Below are 15,918 nucleotides of genomic sequence, written 5' to 3'. Positions count from 1 at the left end.
GGCTTTTTTATTTATCTCTTAAGTGATTCTCTGATGACATCCAAAACTTCCTTTTGGAAATCATTGAAATAATGGGACTTTAAGTAGACCAAGTTGGTAACAAACATTGGCATATCTTCATCTAAGAAGTCCAATTTAACTACCCCATCGGGTACTTGAACCAATGAGTTAAAGAATCCAACACCAACGTTGTTGGAAATCAGACTCATGATGTTGTTGGTTTCATTTGATCTGAAAATCACATTTGGATGGAATGAATTGCGCTTAGCTAATTGGTTAAAGGATTCGTTTTGGGTAAAACCTTGTTTGAATAGTACAAAGTCTTCCTTGGCTAGGTCAGCAAAGTGAATCTTTCCTTCATTAGCTAGTGGATGGTCTTTTGAAACATACGCACAGAATGGAATTCTTTCAATTTCTTCTGTTTCAATGTCTGGATCTTCCAACGGGTTGTTAGAACCTAACAACGCTAAATCCAATTCACCATTTTTCAGGGCAGACTTGGTCGTTTCAGATCCATATTCATATGTAATAATACTGTTTAATAATTTTCTTTCCTTTAAATGCTGAGCAATTGTAGGAAAGTATCTAGTTTCAATAATTGGTGGTAGCCCAATTGAAACTTTTTTGGCCTTCAAGTTGGCGATATTTCGCTTAGCAACGTCAAAATGACGAATGATTGCGCGAGCGTGGTTCAACAATTGTTTCCCACTATCGGTTACAATGAGTTCGCCATGGGTACGATGTCTAATAATCAACTTAGCGTCCATCTCTTTTTCCAATCGTTGCAGTGCAAAAGTAATAGTAGGTTGACTTACTTTAAATTCTTCAGCAACTTTCGAAAAAACTTTTAATTCTGTTAAGCTTATAAAATATTCTAGGTCTCTGGTGTTCATAAAAAACGCCTCCCAGCGTTGATATAAAAAGGTTTTATTTTTAGATATAAATTATATTTATTATAACACTAAGTTTTGACTATAAAAATACCCATGTATTATTATCTATGTATAAATTATGAAAAGAGGTAAGTACTATGTCTTTTGGATATGATATTTTAAACAATCCTTTCAAGAATAAGGGTACTGCATTTACTAAAGAAGAAAGAAAAAAACTTGGTTTAGAAGGAATGCTTCCACCATACGTTCAAACTTTACAAGAACAAGTGGATCAAGCTTACGCTCAATTCCAAAGCAAGCCATCAGATTTAGAAAAACGTGTTTTCTTAATGACTCTATTTAACGAAAACCGTGTTCTATTCTACAAGTTATTCTCACAACACGTTGTTGAATTTATGCCAATCGTATACGATCCAACAATCGCTGAAACTATTGAAAACTACAGTGAACTATTTGTTCAACCACAAAACGCTACATTCTTATCAATCGATGATGATCTAGATTCAATCAAGACTTCATTAAAGAATGCTGCTGAAGGCAGAGACATTCGTCTAATCGTAGTTACAGATGCTGAAGGTATCTTAGGTATTGGTGACTGGGCTACTAACGGTGTTGATATCGCTGTTGGTAAACTAATGGTTTACACTGCAGCTGCTGGTATCGATCCTAGCCAAGTTCTACCTGTTGTGCTAGATGCTGGTACTAACAACGAAGAATTACTTAAGGACCCAATGTACTTAGGTAACAGACACGAACGTGTTTACGGTGAAAAATACCACAAGTTCGTTGATACTTTCGTAGAAGACGCTGAAGAAATGTTCCCAGAAATGTACCTACATTTCGAAGACTTCGGTCGTAGCAACGCTGCTGAAATTCTAGACAGATACAAAGACAAGTACACTGTATTCAATGATGATATCCAAGGTACTGGTATCATCGTTCTAGCAGGTATCTTAGGTGCCTTAAACATTTCTGGTGAAGAAATGAAGGACCAAACTTACGTATCATTTGGTGCAGGTTCAGCCGGTACTGGTATCGTTTCTCGTGTATACGATGAATTCGTACAACAAGGTATGGACCCAGAAGAAGCTAAGAAGCACTTCTACCTAGTTGATAAGCAAGGTCTATTGTTCGATGACGACGATACTTTGACTCCTCAACAAAAACCATTTGCTAGAAGCCGTAGCGAATTTGAAAATGCAGATTCACTAACTACTCTAGAAGCAGTTGTTAAAGAAGTTCACCCAACTATCTTAGTTGGTACTTCAACTCAACCAAACACTTTCACTGAAGAAATCATTAAGGATATGGCTGCTCATACTGAACGTCCAATCATCTTCCCTATCTCAAACCCAACTAAGTTGGCAGAAGCTAAGGCTGAAGACCTACTAAAATGGACTGACGGTAAAGCTCTTATCGGTACTGGTATCCCAGTTAACGATATTGAATACAACGGCACTACTTACCAAATCGGTCAAGCTAACAACGCCCTTGTATACCCAGGTCTAGGTCTAGGTGCAATTGCTGCTACAGCAACTGTTCTAGATGATGAAATGATTTCCGCAGCTGCCCACTCACTTGGTGGTATTGTCGACACTGACAAACCAGGTGCTGCTGTCTTACCTCCAGTTTCTAAGTTAGATCAATTCTCAACTACTGTAGCTAAGGCCGTTGCCGATAGCGCTGTAAAACGTGGTCTTACACGTGAAGACATCAAGGATGTTGACAAAGCTATCGAAGACACTAAGTGGGAACCTAAGTATTAATCTCTCTTTTAGATGATGTGTGTATAAAAAAGACGCCGAAGGGCGTCTTTTTTTGTGTGCTAAATTTTATTAATGATTCTTTTCGTATTTTCCGCATTATTTAATGAATATAAATGAATGTGATTAGCACCGACTTGTCTGATTTTATTAATCATCCCCGCGGTGTATTGCACACCATCCTCACCGAACTCATCGTCATGCTGATTCATCAAAGCATTCAGTTCATCTGGAGCAGTCGAATGAGTTAATTCCAGCATCTTTTGTGTCTGTGATTTTCCGATTACCGGCATGATTCCAAACCAGATTGGCGTATCGATTTGGATTTGGTTTAAATAGTCGAAGTAATCATTTGCGTCAAAGCTAAACTGTGAAATCAGATTCGTGCATCCCTTTTCAATCTTTTGTCTCAACCATTTCATTTCTTCGTCACTACTATTTAAGTAGCACGTGCCTGTGATATTCACATGTGGATACTTTTGATTGATAAATTCAATTAGTATATCTGCATGTGGAAATGTCACCGCCGTATCATTTTGCGATAACTTATCCCCACGCAACGCCAGTACACTGTGGATATCGTGTTGTTGCATCAAATCAATCATCTCTTGGACTCGTTTTTCATCCTTATCAATTCCGGTCAGATGAATGACGACATCAATCGATGAATTAGCATGGATGTAGTCGGCAATTTGAATGCTTTGAAGCAGGTTATCCATGTCGTGATTTCTATCGGTAATCGAGATAAATTCCGGATTTAGGTTTAATAAACCATCCAGATTAACTCGATCGATGTTGGGTGTAATCTCAAAAGAATATTGTAAGGGCATGCGAATCTCCTTTTTGATGAATTGTTAATTTAATTATATACTACTATATAAGTTCACATGATTTCACATGGAGAAGATAAATGATTAATATAATTAAGCAATTTTTCAAATTTGGTATCGTTGGATTCATTAACACAGTACTAACCTATTTAATTTATACATGTTTATGGCGGATTACATCTCCTACCATTGCCATGGCAATCGGATATGGAACCACCACTTTGATCGGTTTAACCATCAATAAAAAGTGGGTATTCAAGACCAGCGGAAACGTTACTAGAACCGCAATTAAATATTATTCTACCTACGTGTTCACATGGTGTTTAACAGTTCTATTAACCTACCTATTATCTGTCTATACATCTATTAACGAACAAATTGTCCCGTTACTAACATTAATTGTGACCGTTCCAGTTAACTTTGTATTAAGCAAACTATGGGTGTTCAAATAAAAAAAGAGACCGTTCCTAGCGAATGGTCTCTTTTTATTATTCAGATTACTTGTTTTCACTAATTACGACAGTACCATCTTCCATTTCAGCCTTTAAGTGCTTAATGTCTTCATGGTCTAAGTAGAAGTCAGTAATCTTGTCTCTGATTTCTTGTTCAACTACACGACGTAGTGGACGAGCCCCCATGGCTTCGTCGTATCCTTGTTCGATTAGGTGATTCTTAACGTCATCTGATACGACAACATCCATGTCTTTCTTAGCTAATGTAGCATTTACGTCTGCTAACATTAAGTCGACAATTTCTTTCAAGTCATCCTTTGTTAAGTGGGAGAATTCAACGATTGCATTGAATCTGTTTAAGAATTCTGGACGGAAGTATGGAGCTAAACGATCCATTAACTTCTTATCCTTATCGTCATCACCAGTAAGTGCTTCGTTACCAAATCCGGCGTTTGAAGTAGCAATTACAACGGTGTTCTTGAAGTTAACCACATTTCCTTGTCCGTCTGTTAAACGACCATCGTCTAACACTTGTAATAGAAGTGTTAGCACTTGTGGGTTAGCCTTTTCAATTTCATCTAATAATACGATTGAATATGGGTTTCTACGAACCTTTTCAGTCAAAGTATTGTTGTTGTCGTTGTATCCAACGTATCCAGCTGAAGCACCAATCAACTTGGAAACAGCAGTTGGGTCGGAGTATTCTGACATATCTAGACGAATAATGTTGTTCTTGTTACCAAACATGTCTTTAGCTAATTGCTTAGCAAGTTCAGTCTTACCCACACCAGTAGGACCTACAAATAAGAATGAACCGATTGGACGGTTACCTTCGTCAAAACCAGCGCGGTTTCTACGAATAGCACGAGCAACTGCGGCAACAGCTTCGTCTTGACCAATTACCTTGCCCTTTAGACGGTCGCCCATTGTCTTTAATCTTTCGATGTCAGTGCTGCTCATCTTAGCAACCGGAACACCAGTCAATCTTTCAACTGACTCAGCAACATCGTTGACGGTTGCAGTAACTTTCTTTTCGTCACTCTTGTTGTCGATTTGCTTTTGTAGTTCTTCAATCTTATTCTTGTGATTTAATGCTGATTCATAATCTTCCTTAGATGCCGCATCTTCTTGCGCTTTCTTTTCAGCTTCAATTTCGTCTTCGATTTGCTTTTGATCTACGACTGGGTGTTGCGCAGCCAAATGTGCAGCAGTCATATCTACTAAGTCAATGGCCTTGTCAGGTAGACTTCTTTGTGGAATGTATTGAACTGAGTAATCTACAGCAGCTTTCAACACTTCGTCAGGTAAAATCACATTGTGGTGTTCTTCATATAGTGGACGAATGCCCTTCAAGATTTCTAAAGTAGTTTCTTCATTTGGAGCCTTAATTTGCACTTCGTTGAAACGACGTGACAAAGCAGCATCCTTTAGAATTGTATTTCTGTATTCATCTTGGGTAGTAGCACCAATAACAGTAATTTCACCACGAGATAACGCAGGTTTGATAATATCTGCTAATCCCTTGGATCCACTTTCGTCACCGGCATTACCAGCACCTAAAATTTGGTGAATTTCGTCGAAGAATAAGATAACGTTTCCCTTTTCTTGGACTTCCTTAATTAAGTTTTGAATATTTTCTTCGAAACTACCACGGTATTGTGTTCCAGCTTCTAGACCGGAAATATCAATACTGATAACTTCCTTATTCTTAATTGATGCAGGTACATCACCCTTAACAATTGCTTGAGCTAAACCTTCAACAACAGCAGTCTTACCGACACCGGCGTCACCAACTAATACGGGGTTATTCTTGATTCTTCTAGATAATACTTCAGCAGTTTCTTGGATTTCCTTGTCTCTTCCAATTACTGGGTCTAGCTTATTATCTCTAGCTTCTTGAGTTAAGTTTCGACCTAACTTTTCAAGAATTCCTCCTTTATTAGATGCAGCTTTTTGTTGGGTATTAGGTTGGCCACCTTGCAATTGACCACTTTTTCTTAATTGTTCTAGTTGTTCTGGGGTAACTTCTTGACCATTAATCATGTATCGACGTTGAGTATTTGGACTTCCTTCGTCGCCTAAAAATTGATTAAAAATTCTGTCAAAATCATCGTTAAATGGATCAAATGGACTTCTTGCCATAGTACATCCCTCACATTTCATATAATTTTTTATTTTCAAATACATTAGCCAAACACGGCATGTATTAGATAAGGCTTTTAGTTTTTCCTTTGTTTCCTTATCTACTGAATATAATACCACCTAAAATACATAATTCAATACTGTTTTTGACCTTTTTTGACCATTTTCTAACATGAGAGCCGCTAACCCTTGATAAATAAGGATTTTGACAAAGATTAATTTTTGGTAAAGTTTTGATATTTAACTTATACATCTATTCATATGTTATATTTTATAACATTAAAACTTAATTTTTTTAAAAAAATCGATTTTTCAGATATACAATGCTTGACGGTTCTGATATGATAAGTACATACAATGTTATGAAATATAACGTGGAAAAGAAATACTACTTTGAAAAGGGGTTTTACTAATGAAGCGACATTCATCTGTAATCCGATGGTTAATGACATTAGCCGTTGGATTCGTCGTTGCATTCGGTTTATTCTCAGCACCTACAAAAACACATGCTGCAGAAAAGACCTACCAAATTGGTATGGATGTTACATTCCCACCATTTGAATTTGCAAACGACAACAATAAATATGTTGGTATTGATATTGATTTATTCAACGCGATTGCAAAAGATCAACACTTCAAAATTAACTGGAAAGCATCCAGCTTTAGTGGATTGATTCAATCCGTTCAAGCAGGGCAACTAAATGGTATGGTTGCTGGTATGTCCGTAACCCCTGAACGTAAGGGATCATTTGACTTCTCTGATCCTTACTACAATTCAGGTGTTGTTATGGCAGTATCTCAAAACAGTGACAACATTAAAGGTTTAGAGGACCTACGTGGTAAGACAGTTGCAGTTAAGACTGGTACTACTGGTGCTCAATATGCACAATCAATTCAAAAGAAATATGGATTTAAGATTAGTACTTTCGATGATTCAAGTAACGTCTACGAAGATGTTTTAACAGGTAACTCTGTTGCATGTTTCGATGACGAACCAGTATTAAGATACGGCATCAACCAAGGTACTAAACTAAAAATCGTTACTAAACCAGCCGCTGGTACTCCAGTTGCATTTGGTGTTAAAAAAGGTACTAACCAAGAACTACTAAAGAAGTTCAACGTTGGTCTAGCTCACCTAAAGAAAAATGGTGAATACAAAAAGATTATTGATAGATACTTAAATGCTAAGAAAAACAATGCTGACACTCACTCATTCTTTGGTATCTTGAAGCAAAACAAGACTTTCCTATGGCAAGGTTTCTTACAAACCCTATGGTTAACAATTGTTTCAATCTTCTTCGCTACCATTTTTGGTGTAATCTTTGGACTATTTGGGGTTCTACCAATCAAGTTCTTCCGTTGGTTGTCATCAACTGTTATCTACTTATTTAGAGGTATGCCTCTACTAGTTTTAGCATTATTCATCTACACTGGTATCCCTACATTAACTGGTACTAGAATCCCTGCTTTCGTAGCTGGGGTTATCACGTTAATGTTAGATGAAGGTGCATACATTGCTGCCTTTGTTAAGGGTGGTATTGAATCAGTTGATAAAGGTCAAATGGAAGCCGCTAGATCACTCGGTTTACCATTCGGTAAGTCGATGAGAAAGGTTATCCTACCTCAAGGTGTTAAGTTAATGGTTCCATCATTCATTAACCAATTCATCATTACCTTGAAGGATACTTCAATCCTATCAATTATCGGTATTCTAGAACTTACTCAAACCGGTAAGATTATCATCGCTAGAAACCTTGAAGGATTCAAAGTTTGGGCAATGGTTGCAATTATCTACCTAATTGTAATTACCCTATTAACTTGGCTATCAAACTGGGTAAAAAGGAGAGCTAAGATATGAGCAAAATTAAAGTAACTGATTTACACAAACAATACGCAGACAACCATGTCTTACGTGGTGTAGATCTAGAAGTTAAAGATAACGAAGTAGTTGTTATTATCGGCCCTTCTGGTTCTGGTAAGTCAACTCTATTAAGAACTTTAAACAAGTTAGAAGAACCAACTTCAGGTTCAGTTGTTGTTCACGGTACTGACATCGCCAAAAAAGGTGTTGATATCGATAAGGTTCGTGAACAAATCGGTATGGTGTTCCAACACTTTAACCTATTTAACAACCTATCAGTTGGTAAAAACATCATGTTAGCACCTGTTGAATTAGGTAAGCTATCAAAAGAAGATGCTGTAAAACAAGCTAAGAAGTTACTAGAAGTTGTTGGGCTAGAAAATAAATTCGATGCTTCAGTAAATTCACTATCTGGTGGTCAAAAACAACGTGTTGCTATCGCCCGTGCTTTAGCAATGAACCCAGACATCATGCTATTCGATGAACCTACTTCTGCTCTTGACCCTGAAATGGTCGGTGACGTTTTAAACGTTATGAAGAAGTTAGCTAAAGAAAAAGGTATGACAATGGTTGTTGTTACCCACGAAATGGGCTTTGCCAAAGAAGTTGCTGACCGTGTGGTATTCGTTGATGACGGTATTATCCAAGAAGAAGGTACTCCAGATGAAATCTTCAACCACCCTAAGAACGATCGTCTAAAATCATTCCTATCAAAGATTTTGGAGGTCTAGTATTAAAGAGCCTCGCTTATGCGGGGTTCTTTTTTTGTGCATTTTTTGCTTGCATTTTTATTTTGTCCCTTTTATAATTGTTAGCATGCTAACAAAATCTAGGAAGTGATATTCATGACAGAAAATATTGGAAGACAACTAAAAATTGCATCAACCCAACTTACCAAACAATTTGATAAGTTCGCAATTCAATACGATTTAACAAGTATGCAGATGTCCGTAATCGACTTCTTGACCCTGTTTTACGATCAAGAAATATTTCAAAAAGACATCGAACACGAATTTAACATCCGTCGTTCCACCGCTTCAACGCTATTGAAGAGAATGGAAGATAAGGGATTAGTACGCCGTGTTGAATCGAACAAGGATGCTCGTCAAAAGCAGGTTATCCTAACCGATTTAGCTGTTCAATACGAAGACGACATTCAAAAGTTCATGGTTGAAACGCAACAACAAATCCATAGTTTCTTGTCTGATGAAGAATACGCTGCCCTAGAGAGTAGCTTAGATAAAATCATTAAACACATGGGGGATTAATAATGGATAGCAAAATTTCATTAAAGACATTACTATCAGTCATCGCAGCTGGAATCATGTCCTTTAGTGGTGTTGTCATTGAAACTTCAATGAACATCACATTTCCGACTTTGATGCACGACTTTAACGTCGGTACCAGTACTGTTCAATGGATGACTACAATCTATTTACTAATCGTTTCAATCGTTGTACCACTTTCTGCAATATTGAACCGTAATTTTAAAACCAAGCAATTATTTATCGTTGCCAATTTACTATTTATTCTAGGGGTTGTGTGCGACTTATTAGCCCCATCATTCACTGTATTGCTACTAGGTCGTGTTATCCAAGGATTTGGAACTGGGATTGCACTACCATTGATGTTTAACATCATCTTAGATCAAGTACCCGCTGAAAAACTTGGTGTAATGATGGGTGTAGGTAATTTAATCACAGCCGTTGCACCAGCTGTTGGTCCTACTTTTGGTGGGTTTATCGTATCTACAATTGGTTGGCGCTATATTTTCGCCATTCTATTGCCAGTTCTCGTGATTTCATTATTATTAGGTGTATTAAACATCGAACAGAAGCGTGAAATTAAAAAGACTCGTTTGGATTTTGTTGGACTAATTTTAATTGTAATTACTTTTATTGGTCTAGTCTTTGGGTTCTCAAATATGAGTTCTGGAAACATTTTAAATGCACTTGTACTGTTACCAATTATTGTGGGTATAATTGCTTTAATCACCCTATACAAGCACTGCGTTAATAGTAAAAATGCTATCTTGGACTTATCTGTACTACAAAATCACAAGTTCTCTGGACATGTAATTAGTTTTTTCATTATTCAATTTATTACATTAGGTTTATCATTCATTTTGCCCAATTATGTTCAATTGGTAAATCACTCTTCAGCTTTTATCGCTGGTTTGTTAGTACTACCAGGGGCTATCGTTGGTGCTTTATTTGCCCCTGTATCAGGTAGTTTATATGATAAATTTGGTGCTTATAAGCCAATCGCTTTTGGTATGTCATTTGGAATGATTGGAATGATTCTATTCACCATCTTTGGAACACATCTAAGTAATGCTATGATTTTAGGATTTTATATCATATTCATGCTATGTATTGGTCTATCATTCGGAAATATTATGACAAGTGGATTAAGTAACCTAAATAACAATCAACGAACAGACGGTAATGCCGTATTTAACACAACTCAACAAATTGCTGGAGCAATCGGAACATCGGTAACTTCAGCTATCATTACTATCAGTCAATTGAGTAGTAGTAACGAAGCCAACGGAACTGCGGTTGGATCACTTCATGCGTTGATTTTATTACTAGTATTAATCGTGATTGCTAGTCTAATCTTAAACGCCGTTGTAAAACGCAAATAACAAATAAAAAAGTCTAACGTGTTAAACGTTAGGCTTTTTGTTTTACTTCATTTTTTTGACACTCATAAAAATTCTAGTTGCAGGATAAAATCTAACATTAAATTCATCCTTAATAGCGTTAACAATCTCGCTATCATCATTATGTTCTTCAATCATGGCACGTATTTTAACGACGTTGTCATAATTGTTCAAGATGTCTCTAACGACACCACGGTCTTTAATACTCTTGACCACTTCATAAATTGCAAAAATAAATAAAAGAATCGCAATTATATTCCACATATATAAATTATCACTCCTATTACTTATAATTATACGTGATATATCGACATTATCAAAATCATATTAACTAAAGCTTAACAATTCAACGGTTTAAAAGGGTTGTCACACGTGATATAATTTAAATATTATAAATAAAGGAGAAATTCATATGATTGATACGATTAAAAAACGTACCATTGGATTTCTAGCTGCAGCTATTATTGCAATTATTAGTCAATTTCTTACAGCTATTATTCCAAACATCGGTGGAGCCACCATCGCAATCCTAATCGGGATTGTGTTGGGTAACACCGTTTTAAAACAACCAGTTCTAAGCGCTGGTACCAAGTTTGCTGAAAAACGATTACTAGAATACTCAGTAATGCTACTTGGTCTTACCATCACTTTCCAAACTATTCTTCAATTACACTGGTCAGGATTACTATTCATCATCATCCAAATGGCCATCACCATTATCGCTGCCATCATGATTGGTAAGTGGCTTCACTTCGGTGAAGGAATCTACCTTTGCATGGCTGGTGGAAACGCGGTTTGTGGATCATCAGCAATTGCTTCCATCAAACCAGTCATTAACGCTTCCGACGAAGATGCCGGTATGAGTATCACATTGGTGAACTTAATGGGAACCGTGATGATGCTAGCTCTTCCTGTCATTGGTACCATGGTGTTCGGTCACGTTGACATGCTACGTGGTGCCTTGATTGGTGGTACCGTCCAATCAGTTGGACAAGTTATCGCCAGTGCAACAATGGTTAACCAAACAACAGTCCAATTCGCTACTTTATTCAAGATTATGCGAATCATCATGCTAGTAGTTGTGGTTACTGTGTTTGCACGCATCCATGCTAAAAACGAAGCATTAGCTAACGCCGAAAAAGAAGTTGAGGAAGAAGTAAAGAAAGGTAAGATTGATTTCTTACCATGGTACGTTCTATGGTTCTTAATCTTCTGTATCCTAAACAGTTTCTTCCACCTTCCAGCTTTCATCGGCAACACCGCTCACCTATTGAGCTCATGGTGTGAAATCATCGCGCTAGCCGCTATCGGTTTACGTCTAAACTTAAAGGCGTTCCTAAAGGCCGGAAAGCGTTTTGCGATTTACAGTGTTTCAGTTGGTCTAATTCAAACCATCGTGGCACTAATCTTAATCAAACTATTAATTCACGCATAATAAAAAGACTAGGCAAATGCCTAGTCTTTTTTAATTACATATACTTTTTAATAAGTTCTTCAAAGTTACTATTCTTACGTGGGTAAGCAATTTTCTTAAGGTTGAGTAAATCAAAGTCTGTAACGTTATGTGAAATGGAGTTAAAGCCCCATGAACCAGTTCCTAGAGTTAATGAAGGTTCCAATCCGTTCACGATGCTACCAACCCCACCTAGACAGCAAGGAGTATTGACTAGGATACGGCAGGCCTTCATCTTAATACCGAATTGAGTAATCACATCAGAATTAGTTGATCTAATTCCAGCAGTGTGACCTAATCCACCATAGTTTAGGATTGCTTCTAGAGTTTCGTATGCATGATTTGAATCAGCTACCTTGTATACTGATACAACTGGTGAAAGCTTTTCACCTGAAAGTAAGTGGTCAAGACCAACTTCAGTTAGTTCAGCGGCCAATACTTTGGTGTCTTCCGGAACTTCAATTCCGGCCATGTCAGCGATTTGCTTAGCTGAACGACCGGCGATTGGTCCGTTAACTCCACCAGTTTCAGGGTTAAACATAGTTTGTGCTAGCTTGTCTTGATCTGATTCAGCGATGAAGTATACACCAGCATCACTTAAACGTTTCTTCATGTCATCATAGATGGATGAATCGATTACCAGACTGTTTTCGGTAGCACAAATCATACCATTATCAAAGGTCTTTGATAATACGATGTCTTTAACTGCTGCATCTAAATCTGCGGACTTTTCAACATATAATGGTGCGTTACCAGGACCCACACCTAATGCGGGTTTACCACTTGAGTAAGCGGCTTTGACCATGGCAGGTCCACCAGTCGCTAAAATCGTTGCAACACCAGGGTGGTGAATCAAAGCATTGGTTGCGTCAATGCTTGGTTCGCTAATCCATTGAATTGAATTCATTGGTGCCCCTGCTTTAACGGCTGCATCTAATACAATTTCAGCTGCTTTTATTGAGGACTTCAAAGCTTGTGGATGGAAACTAAATACGATTGGGTTTCTAGTCTTCATCGCAATGATTGCCTTAAATAAAGTAGTTGAAGTTGGGTTGGTAACTGGAGTAACACCAGCTAACACCCCTAATGGTTCTGCAATTGTAACTGTCTTTGCTTCATCGTCTTCATCGATAATTCCAACAGTCTTATGATTCTTAATGAAGTTACCAATTTGACCACTGGCAAAAATGTTCTTCATTGTCTTGTCGTGAGTATTTCCACGACCAGTTTCTTCATGAGCTAATTTTGCCAGTTCCGCACTGTTATCTAAACCAGCTTGGACCATTGCATCTACAATTGAGTCTACCTGTGATTGATCTAAACCTTCTAATTCAGCTAATGCAGTATGTGCATTACTTACTAAATTGTTAATCATTTCATCAACTTGAACCATCAAAAACGCCCTCCTTTAATTTAGATACTACTAACGTTTTCAATTTGATTGTATCAGTGTCAATAAAGGGTTTCAACCCATTGATCACCAGAAAATAATTAATTTTCACTATGTTTTTTTGAAGAAAATATCCATTTTTGATTAAAAAATAGGTCAGCTTTGTTCACCTAATCACAAGTTAAAAGCGCTATATTTAAGCCTTTTGATTTCCGCAAATTTCAGTAATGATAAACATACTCGATGTCTAGTTTTTATCGATAAAAATTAAATTTTAATTTGAATATCGTTATGATATTATTAGGCTTATCAAAACAGAGGAGATGAGCTTATCTTAAAGATTGAAAACATTTCGAAATCATTTTCCAAAGTCCAAGCTTTAAACAACCTTTCATTTGAAGCTAAAGACGGACAAATTCTAGGTCTAATCGGACAAAATGGTGCTGGTAAATCAACAACCTTTCACAGCATTCTTCGTTTTATCGAATTCGATGGAAAAATTACATTAAACAATCACGAAATCACTGTTAAGGACTTCAACGAAGTGGGATACCTTCCAGAAGAACGTAGTCTATTCGAAGACCTAACAATTGAAAGTCAAATTACATATTTTGCGGAACTAAAGGGCCGCGATAAAAAATGGGTCAAGGAACGCATCGACTCATGGTTAAAACGCTTCGAAGTCAAAGGTGAAGCTAAGGACAAAATTAAATCACTATCTAAAGGTAATCAACAAAAGGTCCAATTAATCTGTACCTTAATTCATGAACCAAAGTTGGTAATCTTAGATGAACCATTTAGTGGTTTGGACCCCGTTAACGCAGATCTTTTAAAGAAAGAAATCATCAGAACTAAGGAAAATGGTGCAGCCATCATCTTCTCAAGTCACGACATGAACAACGTTGAAGAACTTTGTGATCACGTCGTAATGCTTAGAAACGGAAACGTCGTTTTAAACGGTAGCGTTGATGAAATCCGAACCCAATTCGGTAAAAAGCACGTCTTTGTGACAACTGACATGTCCGTAAACGAACTAGCTGCACTTGATGGTGTCAGTGAAGTTGTTGCACGTGGCCATAACCGTTACAAGATTATCCTTACCGATGAAGAATACGGTAAGGCACTATTCAACGCCGTCAGTCGTGGCGAATACATCGAAGAATTCAGCCAACAACCACCTACATTAGATGAAATCTTTAGAGAAAAGGCGGTGGCAAAGCATGCATAAATTCAATATTGTTTTCATGAGAAACTACCTACTTCACTTAAAATCAAAGAGTTTCATCGCTTTACTAGTCACTCCAATTATTTCAGTCTTAATTAGTGCTGGAATCGGTGGATTAGTTGCCAGTTCAACCAGCAACTTTGACAACTACCAAGTCGCCGTTGTCGGGGATTCAAGCGTCAAAAGCGAACTAGTATCCAAGGATAAAGATTCCATTGATACCAGCATCAAGTCCGAAAGTACCGCTAAAAAGGAACTTAAGAAGGACAACATTGATGGTTACATCAAGGTTTCCAAGGAAAACAACCAATACAAAATTAACTTTGTTGGAAGTAGCTCCTTAGATAGCGACGTTAAGACTGACTTATTAGCAATTGTGAACCAAAAGCAAGCTGCCATTAATGTTAAGACTAGCAATGTGACTAGCGAACAATACAAACAATTATCTGTAAAACCAGCATTCAAGTCATCAGTCACCGATAAGGAAAAGAAGCAAAAATCGGATCAAACATCCAATGCTAATACCGCATCAATCTATGTATTAATCTTTATTTCCTACTTCTTTACCCTAATTTACGCTTCCATCATGTCCACTACTATCGCCAAGGAAAAAGGCACCAAGATTTCAGAAGTTATCTTCAGTAGTGTCTCACCTAGCACATACTTTAGTGGTAAAGTGGGTGCCGTGATTGCCTTGATGGCAACACAAATGGTAATTTACAGTGGCGTTGGCGTGATTGCATACTTCATCTTGAATATGTATCCATTCTTCAACTCACTATTCTCATCCCAACACGTATTAATCAGTACGTTTATCGGTAACATCTTCAGCATTAACCTACTATTCATCTTAGTTGGTTTCGTAATCGCAATCGTGCTTGCAGCGATTTGTGGTTCTCTTTCAGCCAATGTTGAGGGGGCATCCAAATCAGCACAACCACTTGTATTCTTGATTTTATTTATCTTTGTACTTTCATTTAATTTTGTTAATGATGGTGCTTCCGATTCAATCTTTTCACAAGTTGGATCATACATCCCACTATTCTCATCATTCTTGATGCCAATCAGATTAATTAATCATGATGCAAGCTTCTTTGAAGGCATCATTTCACTATTGATTGCGATTGCCTTCATCGCCTTTGTGACTTACAAGTTCTCAAATGTTTACAAGCTATTCATGCTAAACAGTGAAGAAGGTAGCTTCTTCAAACGGATTAAATCAGCTTTAAACAATAAATAAGCAA

At 37.3% G+C, this 15,918-nt stretch carries 13 protein-coding genes and 1 pseudogene; 9 read left to right on the top strand and 5 right to left on the bottom strand.

From position 1 onward, the window contains the following. Positions 1-11: 11 nt before the first annotated feature. Complete coding sequence (locus KTJ72_RS01675) at positions 12-893, bottom strand: LysR substrate-binding domain-containing protein (protein WP_057198611.1); 882 nt, start codon at positions 891-893, stop codon at positions 12-14. Between the two features lie 137 nt (positions 894-1,030). Here KTJ72_RS01675 and KTJ72_RS01670 point away from each other — a divergent pair, with 137 nt between their 5' ends. Continuing rightward, the gene (locus tag KTJ72_RS01670; RefSeq protein ID WP_217303977.1) at positions 1,031-2,659 is read left to right on the top strand and encodes a malolactic enzyme; all 1,629 of its coding nucleotides are present in this window, start codon (positions 1,031-1,033) and stop codon (positions 2,657-2,659) included. A gap of 59 nt (positions 2,660-2,718) precedes the next feature. Here the strand turns inward: KTJ72_RS01670 and KTJ72_RS01665 are convergent, their stop codons facing one another. Further along, positions 2,719-3,486 (bottom strand): methylenetetrahydrofolate reductase, encoded by a 768-nt coding sequence (locus KTJ72_RS01665; protein WP_217303976.1) that lies wholly within the window; start codon positions 3,484-3,486, stop codon positions 2,719-2,721. Between the two features lie 80 nt (positions 3,487-3,566). On the opposite strand from KTJ72_RS01665, the gene KTJ72_RS01660 reads away from it, so the two are divergent. Continuing rightward, complete coding sequence (locus KTJ72_RS01660; protein ID WP_217303975.1) at positions 3,567-3,938, top strand: GtrA family protein; 372 nt, start codon at positions 3,567-3,569, stop codon at positions 3,936-3,938. Between the two features lie 45 nt (positions 3,939-3,983). Here the strand turns inward: KTJ72_RS01660 and KTJ72_RS01655 are convergent, their stop codons facing one another. Continuing rightward, positions 3,984-6,080, bottom strand: coding sequence for an AAA family ATPase (locus KTJ72_RS01655; protein WP_217303974.1), 2,097 nt, complete (start codon positions 6,078-6,080; stop codon positions 3,984-3,986). A gap of 412 nt (positions 6,081-6,492) precedes the next feature. Here KTJ72_RS01655 and KTJ72_RS01650 point away from each other — a divergent pair, with 412 nt between their 5' ends. The 4 genes from KTJ72_RS01650 (at position 6,493) to KTJ72_RS01635 (ending at position 10,588) form a co-directional block, all read left to right on the top strand. Beyond that, complete coding sequence (locus KTJ72_RS01650) at positions 6,493-7,938, top strand: amino acid ABC transporter substrate-binding protein/permease (RefSeq protein ID WP_094750724.1); 1,446 nt, start codon at positions 6,493-6,495, stop codon at positions 7,936-7,938. Then, a complete protein-coding gene (locus KTJ72_RS01645) occupies positions 7,935-8,672 on the top strand; it encodes an amino acid ABC transporter ATP-binding protein (RefSeq protein WP_041153188.1) in 738 nt (245 codons plus the stop codon). The genes KTJ72_RS01650 and KTJ72_RS01645 overlap by 4 nt, the downstream gene beginning before the upstream one ends. A 114-nt stretch (positions 8,673-8,786) precedes the next feature. Further along, positions 8,787-9,209, top strand: coding sequence for a MarR family winged helix-turn-helix transcriptional regulator (locus KTJ72_RS01640; RefSeq protein ID WP_034532305.1), 423 nt, complete (start codon positions 8,787-8,789; stop codon positions 9,207-9,209). Positions 9,210-9,211: 2 nt separating this feature from the next. Further along, positions 9,212-10,588 carry a DHA2 family efflux MFS transporter permease subunit gene (locus KTJ72_RS01635; RefSeq protein ID WP_249419530.1) on the top strand — a complete coding sequence of 459 codons (1,377 nt, stop codon included), beginning with the start codon at positions 9,212-9,214 and terminating at the stop codon, positions 10,586-10,588. Positions 10,589-10,630: 42 nt separating this feature from the next. Here KTJ72_RS01635 and KTJ72_RS01630 read toward each other — a convergent pair whose 3' ends face one another. Then, complete coding sequence (locus KTJ72_RS01630; RefSeq protein WP_217303973.1) at positions 10,631-10,822, bottom strand: hypothetical protein; 192 nt, start codon at positions 10,820-10,822, stop codon at positions 10,631-10,633. A gap of 196 nt (positions 10,823-11,018) precedes the next feature. On the opposite strand from KTJ72_RS01630, the gene KTJ72_RS01625 reads away from it, so the two are divergent. Then, the gene (locus tag KTJ72_RS01625) at positions 11,019-12,041 is read left to right on the top strand and encodes a YeiH family protein (protein ID WP_052471571.1); all 1,023 of its coding nucleotides are present in this window, start codon (positions 11,019-11,021) and stop codon (positions 12,039-12,041) included. Between the two features lie 40 nt (positions 12,042-12,081). Here KTJ72_RS01625 and KTJ72_RS01620 read toward each other — a convergent pair. After that, a pseudogene (locus KTJ72_RS01620) lies at positions 12,082-13,452 on the bottom strand (aldehyde dehydrogenase family protein); the annotation flags it as partial. Between the two features lie 328 nt (positions 13,453-13,780). Between KTJ72_RS01620 and KTJ72_RS01615 the strand changes: the two are divergent. Together KTJ72_RS01615 and KTJ72_RS01610 are read left to right on the top strand one after the other, a co-directional pair. Then, positions 13,781-14,677: an ABC transporter ATP-binding protein gene (locus KTJ72_RS01615; protein ID WP_217304064.1), complete on the top strand. Its 897-nt coding sequence runs from the start codon at positions 13,781-13,783 to the stop codon at positions 14,675-14,677. Continuing rightward, positions 14,670-15,914 (top strand): ABC transporter permease, encoded by a 1,245-nt coding sequence (locus KTJ72_RS01610; RefSeq protein ID WP_178391581.1) that lies wholly within the window; start codon positions 14,670-14,672, stop codon positions 15,912-15,914. Before KTJ72_RS01615 ends, KTJ72_RS01610 begins: the two co-directional genes overlap by 8 nt. Positions 15,915-15,918 lie beyond the last annotated feature (4 nt).

The organism is Apilactobacillus waqarii (assembly GCF_019061205.1).
Taxonomy (GTDB): Bacteria; Bacillota; Bacilli; order Lactobacillales; family Lactobacillaceae; genus Apilactobacillus; species Apilactobacillus waqarii.
This window is presented reverse-complemented; position numbering and strand designations above follow the sequence as displayed.

Excerpts from the sequence above, each read along its gene's own strand:
- KTJ72_RS01675 (WP_057198611.1), bottom strand. The coding sequence starts at position 893 with ATGAACACCAGAGACCTAGAATATTTTATAAGCTTAACAGAATTAAAA.
- KTJ72_RS01670 (WP_217303977.1), top strand. The coding sequence starts at position 1,031 with ATGTCTTTTGGATATGATATTTTAAACAATCCTTTCAAGAATAAGGGT.
- KTJ72_RS01665 (WP_217303976.1), bottom strand. The coding sequence starts at position 3,486 with ATGCCCTTACAATATTCTTTTGAGATTACACCCAACATCGATCGAGTT.
- KTJ72_RS01660 (WP_217303975.1), top strand. The coding sequence starts at position 3,567 with ATGATTAATATAATTAAGCAATTTTTCAAATTTGGTATCGTTGGATTC.
- KTJ72_RS01655 (WP_217303974.1), bottom strand. The coding sequence starts at position 6,080 with ATGGCAAGAAGTCCATTTGATCCATTTAACGATGATTTTGACAGAATT.
- KTJ72_RS01650 (WP_094750724.1), top strand. The coding sequence starts at position 6,493 with ATGAAGCGACATTCATCTGTAATCCGATGGTTAATGACATTAGCCGTT.
- KTJ72_RS01645 (WP_041153188.1), top strand. The coding sequence starts at position 7,935 with ATGAGCAAAATTAAAGTAACTGATTTACACAAACAATACGCAGACAAC.
- KTJ72_RS01640 (WP_034532305.1), top strand. The coding sequence starts at position 8,787 with ATGACAGAAAATATTGGAAGACAACTAAAAATTGCATCAACCCAACTT.
- KTJ72_RS01635 (WP_249419530.1), top strand. The coding sequence starts at position 9,212 with ATGGATAGCAAAATTTCATTAAAGACATTACTATCAGTCATCGCAGCT.
- KTJ72_RS01625 (WP_052471571.1), top strand. The coding sequence starts at position 11,019 with ATGATTGATACGATTAAAAAACGTACCATTGGATTTCTAGCTGCAGCT.
- KTJ72_RS01610 (WP_178391581.1), top strand. The coding sequence starts at position 14,670 with ATGCATAAATTCAATATTGTTTTCATGAGAAACTACCTACTTCACTTA.